The organism is Pseudomonas agarici (genome assembly GCF_900109755.1).
Taxonomy (GTDB): domain Bacteria; phylum Pseudomonadota; class Gammaproteobacteria; order Pseudomonadales; family Pseudomonadaceae; genus Aquipseudomonas; species Aquipseudomonas agarici.
Map to the genome: position 1 here is coordinate 97,842 of NZ_FOAR01000016.1, position 12,357 is coordinate 110,198.

The 12,357-nt window shown below is 58.0% G+C and carries 9 protein-coding genes and 2 pseudogenes; 6 read left to right on the plus strand and 5 right to left on the minus strand.

Features of this window, described 5'->3' with window-relative positions; all coding sequences use genetic code 11:
- Positions 1 to 11 precede the first annotated feature (11 nt).
- From BMX68_RS15925 to BMX68_RS15950, 5 genes and pseudogenes are all read left to right on the plus strand, one after another.
- Positions 12 to 932, plus strand: a complete 921-nt coding sequence (locus tag BMX68_RS15925) for a GlxA family transcriptional regulator (protein WP_176986801.1) — start codon at positions 12 to 14, stop codon at positions 930 to 932.
- Positions 933 to 1,143: 211 nt separating this feature from the next.
- Positions 1,144 to 3,087, plus strand: a pseudogene (locus tag BMX68_RS25555) (flavin monoamine oxidase family protein).
- Between the two features lie 201 nt (positions 3,088 to 3,288).
- Positions 3,289 to 4,176, plus strand: coding sequence for a nitrilase family protein (locus BMX68_RS15940; RefSeq protein ID WP_017132650.1), 888 nt, complete (start codon positions 3,289 to 3,291; stop codon positions 4,174 to 4,176).
- Between the two features lie 18 nt (positions 4,177 to 4,194).
- Positions 4,195 to 5,402 (plus strand): annotated as a pseudogene (locus BMX68_RS15945) (hypothetical protein).
- Between the two features lie 78 nt (positions 5,403 to 5,480).
- Positions 5,481 to 6,458, plus strand: coding sequence for an asparaginase (locus BMX68_RS15950; protein ID WP_017132649.1), 978 nt, complete (start codon positions 5,481 to 5,483; stop codon positions 6,456 to 6,458).
- 126 nt (positions 6,459 to 6,584) lie between these two features.
- Here BMX68_RS15950 and zapE read toward each other — a convergent pair whose 3' ends face one another.
- From zapE to BMX68_RS15965, 3 genes are all read right to left on the minus strand, one after another.
- A complete protein-coding gene (zapE, locus tag BMX68_RS15955; protein ID WP_026013243.1) occupies positions 6,585 to 7,679 on the minus strand; it encodes a cell division protein ZapE in 1,095 nt (364 codons plus the stop codon).
- Between the two features lie 90 nt (positions 7,680 to 7,769).
- A complete protein-coding gene (locus BMX68_RS15960; protein WP_017132647.1) occupies positions 7,770 to 9,122 on the minus strand; it encodes a tryptophan--tRNA ligase in 1,353 nt (450 codons plus the stop codon).
- Positions 9,123 to 9,147: 25 nt separating this feature from the next.
- A complete protein-coding gene (locus BMX68_RS15965) occupies positions 9,148 to 9,777 on the minus strand; it encodes an alpha/beta hydrolase (protein ID WP_017132646.1) in 630 nt (209 codons plus the stop codon).
- A 149-nt stretch (positions 9,778 to 9,926) separates the two neighbouring features.
- On the opposite strand from BMX68_RS15965, the gene BMX68_RS15970 reads away from it, so the two are divergent.
- Complete coding sequence (locus tag BMX68_RS15970) at positions 9,927 to 10,364, plus strand: Z-ring associated ZapG family protein (protein WP_017132645.1); 438 nt, start codon at positions 9,927 to 9,929, stop codon at positions 10,362 to 10,364.
- An 82-nt stretch (positions 10,365 to 10,446) separates the two neighbouring features.
- On the opposite strand, the gene BMX68_RS15975 is transcribed toward BMX68_RS15970, so the two are convergent.
- Positions 10,447 to 11,226 carry a YiaD family glycine zipper/OmpA-like lipoprotein gene (locus BMX68_RS15975; RefSeq protein WP_017132644.1) on the minus strand — a complete coding sequence of 260 codons (780 nt, stop codon included), beginning with the start codon at positions 11,224 to 11,226 and terminating at the stop codon, positions 10,447 to 10,449.
- Between the two features lie 205 nt (positions 11,227 to 11,431).
- Positions 11,432 to 12,211, minus strand: a complete 780-nt coding sequence (locus BMX68_RS15980; protein WP_017132643.1) for a FadR/GntR family transcriptional regulator — start codon at positions 12,209 to 12,211, stop codon at positions 11,432 to 11,434.
- Positions 12,212 to 12,357: the final 146 nt, after the last annotated feature.

Consider the following 12,357-nt stretch of genomic DNA (forward strand, 5'->3'; position numbering starts at 1 on the left):
CCTCTACCCTCATGCAAGCCAAGGATTTTTTCCATCTCGCCAGCCTGCGCTACGCCAAGCAGCTCGGCCACGGACTCATCCCGGCTTTCGAGACACGCCTGGTCAGCCCCGACGGCCATTGCGTGTGCAGCTTCAGCGACGTCATCCTGCCCGTGGACGGTGGCCTGGAAAACGCCGATGTGATTATCCTGCCGGCCTTCTGGGACGACTTCGACACACTCTGCCAGCGCTACCCGCAGGTTCTGCCCTGGCTGCGCGAACAGCACGCCCGTGGCGCTGTGCTCTGCGGCGAGGCGACCGGCGTCTTCTGGCTCGCCGAAGCGGGCCTGCTCGACGGCAAGGAAGCCACCACTTACTGGCGGTTCTTCAACGCCTTCAGCGAGCGCTTCCCTAACGTCTACCTGAACCAGGACAAACACCTGACCGACGCCGACAACCTGTACTGCGCAGCAGGCACTACTTCGGCCTGCGACCTCTACATCTACCTGATCGAGCGCTTCTGCGGGGCCAACGTCGCCCAAGCCGTGGCACGTGACATCCTCTATGAAGTACAGCGCAGCTACGCGCCAGGGCGCATCGGGTTCGGCGGCCAGAAGCTGCACCAGGACGTGATCATCTTGCAGATCCAACATTGGCTGGAGGAGCACTTCGCCGACAAATTCCGCTTCGAAGACGTTGCTCGCGAGCACGGCATGAGCATCCGCAACTTCATGCGCCGCTTCCAGACCGCCACCGGCGATAAGCCGCTGCACTACCTGCAACGTCTGCGTATCGAGACCGCCAAGGGCCTACTGTCCGGCAGCCGCAAAAGCATCAAGACCATTAGCTACGAAGTCGGCTATGACGATGCAAGCTTCTTCGCCCGCCTGTTCCGTCAGCACACCGAATTGTCGCCGAACCAATATCGACAACAGTTCCAGCAGGCGGCTTGATACTCAAACCTGCCACAAGTCCAATGTGGGAGCGCGCCTGCTCGCTCCCACAGCAGTTCTTCGACACCTCCCAAAAGGGTCTATCACCAAAGTCTGTTTTCCGCGCGACAAACGGAAACTAGAGCATCCCGGCATCCCAATTTACTGATACCGCCCCGATAGATCCGTACCTCAACATCCTCCCTACAAATATCACCAGGGAAGATCAACAGTGACCATTGGATCAAGCTACAACTACCCATCATTCGTCGCCAATACCGCTCGAACCAAGCGTTCGACCCATAGCAAATGGGCGCCCCGCTTCCCCAACCCGCCTGATTTGTGCTTCGACTATCGAGCACTGGTTGAACAGGAAAACGGTATCGCCAGGGCAACTAACCCGCAACATAAGATTTGCATCATCGGCGCTGGTGTCACCGGACTGACTGCCGCCAGAGAACTTTATCGCTGCGGGTTCACCCAAATCACCCTGATCGAACAATCCAGACGTATCGGTGGCAGGCACCTGACGATTCCTGGCAGCCGGCATTCGACAGAGAACCATACACCGTTTGAAATGGGAGCCATGCGCATGCCGTTCTTCAACCGGGCAGACGAGCCACCGACAGCGGGCCGGTCACTGATGGCTTATTACACCGAGGCATTTGACTTGTCGTTTTCGGATTTTGCCAACCCCGGAAGCCAGTGGGTCACCTCGACCGGGATCTATCTGCGGGAGGGCAGCATCGGCGGTGGGCCGGCTCCGCAGATGCTGATCTGGAAAAATAGAGATGGCCAGACACCACCTCCCGGCGCAGAACTGCAAAAGGTTTATGCCAAGTGGAAAGCCTTTGCCGATCGCATGACCCGCCACGTCGCAGAGGTTTATGCCAGTCAGGCATGGGAAGCCATGTGGACTGCTATCGTCGAAAAATACGAAGGCGTTTCGTTTCGAGACTTGGTCAGCATGCCTGCTCTGCAAGCCTGAGATGAACGCTCACCGGGGGACTTTGGTGGAATGGGAATGTCCCCAGAGGAATCTGCGATCTTCTACGCCATTGGCATCGGCGACGGTAGCTGGGGGGCCTTTTACGATGTCTGTTGCCTCTATCCCCTACGCACGGCCATTTTTGGATTCAGCAGCCAGTTGCAACTGATCCATGGTCGGGTGGACTCAAATGGCGATCCACTTGACTCGCCCCATCTGCACAGTGCAGCCGTTTACGACTCGATGGGACTGAGTTTTGACAGGCCCCGCTATATCGGACTCTGTGCTTTGGACGAATGTCTGCTGTTCATAAAGACCGACGAAACCGCAAAATCCTTCTATGAACACTGCAGGGAAAGAAACAACGGCTTGCTCATTGATTCATCTGTTACAAAACTTAAAAAACTGACGAACCAGAAAATACGCGTCCACTACAACTCGAAACATAGCCAATCCGCGCAAACCCAGGAACACTACGATGACTTTGATTCAGTCATCATGACCCTCCCCTCCTGGTTAATCGAAACTCGTATCAAGCTTGAAAGCTTCACGCCACAGATGCTGCCTTTCGAAACCATCAATGCCTATAAAACCGCACACTGGGAAACCAGCTGCAAAGTGTTCGCGCCATTAAAAAAGTCGTTCCTCTCGAAAAACAGCAAAATTCCGCAAGTCATCGTCACCGACAGCTTCATACACGACGTCTACACCTACCGGTACAACGATAACTACAGTTATGACTGCATCCTTTTAAGTTACACATGGGAGGACGACGCTACCAAACTGGCCACATTCACCGACAAAGAACTGGTGAACAAGTGCGCCAAAGAGCTGGATCGCATCCTCATGAACTCCGCCAATATCCAGGAGAAAATCTCTCCCTACATTAGCCTTGATCAAGCCGTGGTCCAACGTTGGATGAGCGATAAAAATGCGCTGGGTTGTGCAAAGTTATACCGACCTGGCACCTACTACGACGCCGTCAGCCTGCTGAAGTACAACCGGGACTTCGCACATGTTTCAGGCCTGTATTTTTCCGGGGAATCATTTTCAGTTGACGCCGGCTGGACCGAGCCATGCTTTCGGGGCGCCGTCGATGCGGTCATTCATATCTGCAACAAAACCGGCGCGGTCTTCAATGGCGGCTTTTCCATGAGCGACTATCCGCACTATAACGTCAGAACCTGATCACCTTTCTTGCCTCGAGCCATGCACGATGTGCATTGGCTCAACTTCGCAGCCCCTCCTGCCAAGCGCCTCGCGCAGACATCTTGTGATACGGACTACACCCTAAACGGAAGTGGCTGACTTACATACTCTCGTCGATTCGACTTTCATAAGCACGCAGCTAAAACGGCGTGAATAACAATAATAAAGAGGTCATCGGCAATGAACGATCCAACCACTCCTGTTCGTGTAGCAGTCGTGCAGTTCGATCCACAAGTTGGCGTGCAAAATCACGAAACAAATCTGCGAAACAGCCTGGAGTTAGCGCTGGAAGCGGTAAATGACGGGGCGACTCTCATCGTCCTGCCCGAGCTTTCGAGCACAGGCTATTTCTTCAAAACACGGCAGGATGCGTTCGAGCATTCGCAGGCCGTCCCCGGCGGAACGAGCGTACAAAGCTGGATGGACTTTGCCCGCCAGCACAAGGTTTATCTGGTCGCCGGTTTGACCGAGCGCGACGGCATGCAGTTGTTCAATACCGGCGTTCTTGTCGGACCTGACGGCTTCATCGGCAAGTATCGAAAAGCACATTTATGGAATCTGGAAAAACTGTGGTTCACGCCGGGCAACCTGGGCTTCCCGGTTTTTGACACCCCAATCGGTCGCATAGGGTTGTTGATCTGCTGGGATATCTGGTTCCCGGAAGTCCCGCGCATTTTGAGCCAGCAAGGCGCTGACATCATTTGCAGCCTGAACAATTGGGTCTGGACTCCGCCGCCCCTGTTCGATGACGCTGGCAAGTGCATGGCGTCGTACCTGACGATGACGGCGGCTCACGTCAACAACGTGTTTATTGCGGCGGCGAGCCGGATAGGTGAAGAGCGAGGCGCACGTTACCTGGGTTGCTCATTGATCGCCGGCACCAATGGCTGGCCGATTGGCAAGGTGGCGTCAGCGGACCAGCAGCAAATCCTGTTTGCCGACATCGATCTGACCAGCTCGCGCAGCGCGCCCATCTGGAACAATTTGAACGATTTGCATCGCGATCGTCGAGCCGATCTTTACGATCAAATGCTCGGTTACACCCAGCACCCTTGTCTGCCGCGCTGATAAGGGGGGGTATGACTGATGGAAACCGCAAACAAAAAACCGCAAAACCGACTTGCCGCCAGGTCGGCGCTGGATACGGCGATCATCTGGCTGATGCTCGGCATGGCACTGTTGGTCATCTGGCTTTCATTCACCTACCGCTCCTCCTGGTCAGCTCATTGGCCGGACTACAGCCACATGGTATCGAGCCTTTCGGAGCCGAGCGCCTGGTTGCGCTGGGTCCTGGGAGACATCAGCGAGGTGGCGTTCTACAAACATGAGTTCGCTTCGATCGGGCTGCTGGCAGGCGCCTATCTGGCCTACTGGGCGAATCGAACGGGCAGAGCCTGGCAAGGCTTCACCATTTGCTACGGCAGCGGTTTATGGCCATGGCTTGTAACCAGTTCATTGCTTGGACTGTTGCTGAGCAACCTGCTGTGGGGCTGGACGGTCACAGCCACTCGTTGGCAACCGACGTTTGCCGCATTTGTTTCGCTACCGGCGGCGATGGTGTTGATGTTTGGTGGCGGTTGGAAGGTTGCGATCAATGGCGCAATCATGGGCGCGCTGTTCGTCACGCCTCTGTGTCTGCTGATCGTCAATTACATCTGCAATCCCTTGGGATTGCCCGCCGTGATCGGCAACGTCACCGGCATGGCGGTCGCCAGCGTCGGCGCTTTTGTGCTCTGCCGTTGCCTGCCGAGCCTGATGAAATCCGACCGAACCGAAGAACCCTGCGCCCCTCCACCTTCGCCCGCCGTCGCCAAAACGCCTGACTACGGCGCCGTGTGGACGCTGCGCCGGGTGTTGGCGGACTTTTCCGAAGCGCCGTTCTTTGGCAATGAATGGGCCAGTCTCGGTTTGATCGCGGGCGCCTTGCTGGCTTACACCTTAAACCCGACCAGCCCGGTGTATGGCACGGGCCTGCTGCCACAACTGCTCGCCGCGCAGGGCTGACCTCGGCGTTAGGCGTGCTGATCTGGCGTCGACAATGGATATTGTGTGGCTGGTATCCTACCTACGTGCCGTTGGTGTCAGTCGTGCCGGCGGCCATTCTGACGCACGGGAGTAGCTGGGCGGTCATTGTCTCGAGCGCGTTATTGGGAGCCCTGATTGCACCTCCACTGGCATGCGCGATCGCCAAGCGCTTGCCGCCTGACATGCATGGTTTTATCGGCAATGTGCTGTCCATGGCCATCAGCACGCTGCTGATCGTTCCGTTTATCGGGCTATTGATCGCTAACTGACGCGCATCACTTTTTGGGCCGTATCACGACGCCAATCCGGATACAGCCACTTCTCATCACAAACAAAGGAGGTGTCCCATGGACCTGCCCAAACTGGCCATTGCGGCGCTCGGCGGCACCGTGAGCATGCAGGCCAGGAATGCCGATGAAGGGGTGATCCCGACCGTCAGCGGCGAAACCTTGCTGGAATCGATACCAGAGTTGTCGACTCTGGCACGGGTTAGCGTAGAAACGCTCGGGCTGTTACCTAGTGCCTCGTTGGATTTCGAGTTCTTACTGAGCGTCCTTTCCTGGGCACATGGGCAAATCAGTCAAGGTGCGGTGGGTGTGGTCATCACTCAAGGCACGGACACTCTCGAAGAAACCGCGACGTTCTTCGACTATTTGTGGGACCACGACGAGCCCTTGGTATTGACCGGTGCCATGCGCTCAGCCGCACAGGCAGGGGCCGATGGGCCGGCGAACCTGCTCGATGCCTGCCGGATCGCATTGGCCGAAAACAGCCGTCATCGAGGCGTTCAAGTAGTGATGAACGGTCAGATTCATGCTGCGAGTACGGTTCGTAAAACCGATTCGTTGGCATTGCAGGCATTTACCTCTCCGGTCTTTGGCCCCGTGGGTATGCTCGTGGAAAACGCCGTTCGCTATTTGCGCCCACCGGCTCAGCGCAGGGTTTTGCCTATACCGCACCAGTGCGCAAAGGTCGCCCTGCTGGAGGCGTCGCTCTGCGCCGACACGCTTTTACTCGAGAACATTGTCGAACTGGGCTACGACGGTCTGGTAATCGCAGGCTTCGGTGCTGGACATGTTTCTGAGCAGTGGGCCGAGGTAATCGAAGGCATCACACGAAAAATCCCCGTCATCATTGCGACCCGTACTGGCTCGGGGCCTACCGCGCAGTGCTCATATGGGTTTAAGGGTGGGGAGATCGATTTGATCCAAAAAGGCGCATCGATGGCCGGGTTTCTTTGTCCGCGTAAAGCTCGGGTGCTGCTGTGGCTGCTTATCGGTTGTCAGCGACAGGATGAGCTGGCGAGCTATCTGATGGACGATTGAAATCAAACCCTGTGAGAGCGAATGAATCAGGTCATCAGTACGTACCCAAGATTTCCTCGGCGCATAAAAAAGCCTGCGGTTGCAGGCCTTTCTTGCTTTCCCAATGACCCTACTTTTCTGAAACGCTTATGGCTTGTGCGCCCGGGACAAAAATTCGTGGGATTGCATTTCCAGCAGGCGGCTAAGGGTGCGTTGGAACTCAAAGTTCAAGCGACCGCCCGTGTACAGGTCCTTGAGCTCCACCTCCGCCGAAATAATCAGCTTGACGTTGCGATCATAGAATTCGTCGACCATGTTGATAAAGCGTCGGGCGATATCATCGGTGGTGACACTCATCTGCTCGACACCACTGAGCAACACAGCGTGGAAGATCTTGCCCAGTTCGATGTAGTCGTTCTGGCTGCGCGGACCGTCGCACAGTTCGCGAAAGTCGAACCAGGCCACATCATCACAGGTGCGGATCGCCCGAATTTCGCGATTCTCGATCATCAGTACATCGTTCTCGACAGCCTGGGTGCATTCCGGCGTCAACGCCCGAAAGCTTTTACGCAGACTCTCCTGAGCGGCTTCGTCCAGCGGAAAATGGAATAGCTCGGCCTGTTCCAGATGACGCAGGCGGTAATCGACTCCGCTGTCGACGTTGACGATCTCGGTGTTCTGCTTGATCAGCGCAATCGCCGGGAGGAAACGCGCCCGCTGCAGGCCATCCTTGTACAGGCCGTCCGGCACGATGTTCGAGGTCGCCACCAGGGTCACGCCGTTCTTGAACAGTTCTTCCATCAGGGTGCCGAGAATCATTGCATCGGTAATGTCGGAGACGAAGAATTCGTCGAAACAGATCACTCGGGTCTCGGCGGCAAAACGCTTGGCGATGAGGGTCAGCGGGTTTTTCTCGCCATGCAGGGTCTTCATTTCCTCGTGTACCCGCTTCATGAAGCGGTGGAAGTGCGTGCGGGTCTTTTCCTTGAACGGCAGCGCTTCGAAGAAGGTATCGACCAGGTAGGTCTTGCCACGGCCGACACCGCCCCAGAAATACAGGCCCTTGACCGGCGCCACGTCTTTCTTGCCGAACAGTTTGCCGAACAGGCCCGGCTTGTTCTGCGAAGCCGCGACCAGGTCGTCGTACAGGCGTTGCAAATGGCGTACTGCCGTTTCCTGGGCTGCGTCGTGAAAGAACTCGGGGCGTTTCAGATCAGCTTGATATCGTTCTAGGGGCGTCATAATTTCGTTAGCAAGGTAACAAAAGCGGGCGGTCACTTTAGCGATGGTCCATGGGAATGGCAATCGGCCCTTGATCGGGCCGACGGTCGACTAGTCTTGAACGGGGGTCAAGGTGACTCGCAACACCTCGATGGCGGCGTCACGGGCCGTTTCGTCGGTGAACTCAGGACTGTCGGCCACAGGTTCACCTTCCAACCAGACACTGAAGCGTTGCGCCTCGGCGCGGATGTCCAGGGCCCGGCCCGATTGCAGTTGCCTGGTCACGCCACCGGCGGCCTTGCCATCGGCAAAGTCACGCGACAGCAACAGTTGTTCACCACCAGCGGCCAACAGACGGAAACGAAAGCTGTCGCCCTCGCGGAAGCTGACAAAACGCGCCGCCTTGGCGGTTTTCTTCTGGGTGGTCGCGGCCACCTGAGCCGGGTTGACGAACGAACGCAGGCCGACCGCCTCACGCAACTGGGCGAGGAACGGCGTCGCGACGCTGCGGGCCTTCTTCGCCCCGGCCTGGAGAATATCCTCCAGGTCCGATGGTCGGGACATCAGTTCATGATAACGCTCGCGCTTCTCGGCCAGCTCACTGTCCAGCAACTGGAACAGGCGGCTCTTGGCCTCGCCCCAACCCAGCCCGCCCAGCAATTGATCGCGGAACTCGGCGGCTTGCGCGGTCGTGGAGAACGCCTGGAACAGGGTGAACAGGTGCGAGTTGTCCGGGTCCTTGGCTTCGCCCGGCGCACGGGAGTCGGTGACGATCCGCGAAATCGCGTCCTTCATGTCCTTGGCGCTGGTGAACAACGCAATGGTGTTGTCATAGCTCTTGGACATTTTCCGACCGTCGAGGCCTGGCAGCGTCGCGACGCTTTCTTCGATCAGTGCTTCGGGCATGACAAAGAACTCCTTGCCCTGGCCGAACAGGTGGTTGAAACGCTGGCCGATATCGCGGGCCATTTCCACGTGCTGGATCTGGTCGCGGCCGACCGGCACCTGGTGGGCGTTGAACATCAGAATGTCCGCCGCCATCAGCACCGGGTAGCTGTAGAGCCCCATGGTGATCCCGGCATCCGCGTCTTCACCGCCCTCGAGGTTCTTGTCCACCGAGGCCTTGTAGGCGTGCGCACGGTTGAGCAGGCCCTTGGCCGCGACACAGGTCAGCAACCAGGTCAGCTCGGGAATTTCCGGGATGTCCGACTGGCGATAGAAGGTCACACGCTCCACATCCAGGCCACCAGCCAGCCAGGTCGCGGCGATTTCCAGGCGCGAGCGCTGGATGCGCAACGGATCGTCACATTTGATCAGCGCGTGATAGTCGGCCAGGAAGTAGAAGGAGTCGGCATTGCTGTCACGGCTGGCGAGGATCGCCGGACGGATGGCCCCAGCGTAGTTACCCAGGTGCGGGGTGCCCGTGGTGGTGATGCCGGTGAGGATACGTGTACGAGTCGTCATGGGTAATCGCTTAGTCAGACTGCTATCAATTCAAAAGGCGCGGCAGGATCAGATCCTTCAGATCGGTCAGCTTGCCATGAAAAAAGTGCCCGCATTCTGCCACTTTCAGCAGCTCATGGGGACGCTCAAGGGCAGCGGACCAATCGTAGACCCGCTGCGGATCGATCACTTCGTCGCTTTCCGGTTGGATCAGGGTCAGCGGACAGTCCTCCGGCAGGTGGTCCACGGCACGCAAGCGCATGACTGCCGCAGCCACCAGGAACAGGTGCTTGAGCGTCTGTCCGCCAGCTTCCAGTCGGCCGCAGAGGGCCGCTGCGACAAAACCACCGAAGGAGAAACCGAACAGTGTCAACGGCAGGTCCGGGTGTTTGGACAGTAACCATTGCGCGGCGGCTTGCGCGTCGTCGACTTCACCGGTGCCCATGTCATGGCTCCCGGCACTGGCGCCGACACCCCGATAGTTGAAACGCAGAGTGATCAATCCGCCATCGCGGGCGGTGCGTTGCAGGGTTGAAACGACTTTATTGAGCATCGTCCCGCCCTGTACCGGGTTGGGGTGGCAGATCAGCGCCAGCCCACGGGGCTCGGGGGTATCCAGGTACAAGGCTTCCAGTGGGCCGACCGGGCCATCGATAAACAAAGGGGTTTCGCGCATAAGCAAGGAATGAACTCCGTGACCTCTCAAGGGGTCGACTCGTCTAGCTAAAAGTCTCTGCCTGACATCATTGCGACCTTAAGATCGCGGTATACAGCGCAGGTCCGAGCCGTTAACGTAAAGCAAAGCCGTTTATAGAGGAAGGACTCGTGGAACACTCGCTCTTAGTTTGGTTGTTGCCGACTCTTGCCCTGGTTGCCGGTGTCGCTATTGGTTTCCTGATCGCCCGTCTGGTGCCGAGTGCCGCGCCCAGCAGCACACAGCGTCAGTTGGACGATATCCAGGAACGTTTTGACAGTTACCAGAACGAGGTGGTCACCCACTTCAATAGCACCGCCGCGCTGGTCAAGAAACTCACCCAGAGCTACCAGGAAGTGCAAGACCACCTCGCCGAGGGTGCTAACCGCCTGGCCCTGGACGAGCTGACTCGCCAGCGCCTGCTCGCCGCCCTACACACCGATGCAACGCAGACACCACGGGAACGCCTGACACCGCCTCGCGGCAACCAGGAGCCACCTCGCGACTACGCCCCCAAGGCGCCAAACGCCCCCGGCATGCTCGACGAGCATTACGGCCTGAAGAAGTAACCCGCCTTCAGGCACCTTGAGAAAGCCCGCTCGATCATTGATCGGGCGGGCTTTTTTTTACACGTGTAGATTCAGCCAGGTGTCATGGGTACTGCTGAACCGGCTGACCATACTGCTGACCCTGCTGGTATTGCGGCTGGCCCTGTGGCGAAGGCTGACCTTGTGTCTGGCCGTACTGCTGGCCAGGAATGGCCCGCAGGTTGACTTCCACGCGACGGTTCTGCGCCCGACCATTGACATCGGCGTTGCTCGCGACCGGATTATCGGGACCGGCGCCACGGGCCGACAGGTTGGCTCCGCTCACGCCCTGCGAGGTCAGGTAGTTGGCGACGCTCTGGGCACGGCGCTGGGACAAGTCCATGTTCAGTTGGCGGCTACCGGTGCTGTCGGTGTAACCGACGATCTCGATCTGGTTCTGGTTGAACTCCTTGAGGGAGTTGGCCAGGTTATTCAATGGCTGATAGAAACTGCTGGCAATGGCGTCGGAGTTGGTGGCGAAGGTGATGTTGCCGGGCATGATCAGCTTGATCTGGTCGCCCTGGCGCTGCACCTGGACGCCGGTGTTGGCCATGCTCGCACGCAGCTTGGCTTCCTGCTGGTCAGCGTAGTAACCGTAACCGGCCGCACCCGCACCAGCCACCAGGGCACCAATCAGCGCACCCTTGCCACGGTTGTTGTGATCGATCGCGGCGCCCGCCACCGCACCGGCCAAGGCGCCAAGACCACCGTACTTGGCGGTTTTACTCATACCCGAGGAGCCTTGTTCCGCCTGCCCCTGGTTGTCATACGGGTTTTGCGACGCGCAGCCAGACAGCACGGCAACGGCGGTGGCGGCGATAATCAAACGACGCGAGGTGAACATGGGTCTAGCTCCTACTCATTTGGGGTGCACAGGTCGTTGGCGACGGATCTGCGTCGGCCTTAGAACACAATCGATGAAAAAAATTCCATAAAAATTTTTTGCGCGAACGAACAGATTTCCACCTATCTGGTCGCCCTCCCGTGAGCCTGGAACGGATGTTGCGCAGGCCTGGCAGCACGACGCCGAGGGTTTGGCTCGCCTGAGTCTATGGCGTCTGCCCCCCTGGCTTCGACCAAAACGAAGGGTCGGCACTCTTGAGCCGTTCCACCGCATTATTGATGTGGTTAAGCGCGGCATGGCGCGCGCCTTCCGGGTCACGTGCGGCAATGGCCGCGTAGAGAGCGCAGTGTTCGACCCGCACCGTACTGGCCAGATCGCGGCGACGCTCCTCGTTGGAACGCGTGATGCGAATCGCCTCTTTGATGTATTGAGCGATAAATTCGTGCAATGACGGGTACAGCGGATTGCCCGTGGCCCGGGAAATGGAGTGATGGAACGCCAGGTCTTCCTCAACGCCATCGCGGCCCGCCTGCTCGGCGGTGTCGATCGCTTTCAGCGCCTGGTGGATGGCCTCCAGTTGCGCTGGCGAATGCCGTTGCGCCGCCAGTGCGGCTGCCTCCCCTTCGATGCCACGACGCAGCTCGGTGACCCGCAGCACCACCTCGATCGAGCCAATGACATCCAAATCGATTGTGAACGCTTTGAGAGGCGCGTTTTCGCTGACCACCGTACCGCTGCCTTGGCGGACCTCCACCAGGCCGACTGACTTCAGGCGCGATATCGCCTCGCGGATAACCGTCCGGCTGACCCCAAAACGCTCCGCCAGCACGGACTCAGTCGGCAGGCGAGCGCCCGGCAGCACTTCACCATTAGCGATATAGGCCTTGAGGGCCGCCGTGACCTGATCGGACAACGTGCCCTTGGCGGAGTCCTTCAGCGCTGCCAGCGTATCGGCGGAGCACGAAGATTTATCAGGTGTGAGCATAGACATCTCCGGGCTCAAATCGGTGAACGGTACTGCATTTTAGCCCCGTCGTCCTCTCTGGATTCCATGATTGAATTTGTATGATGTATTATGATAAAAACCACTTTATCTAATCCGACAAAAACAAAATCACCCACTACAAAAAT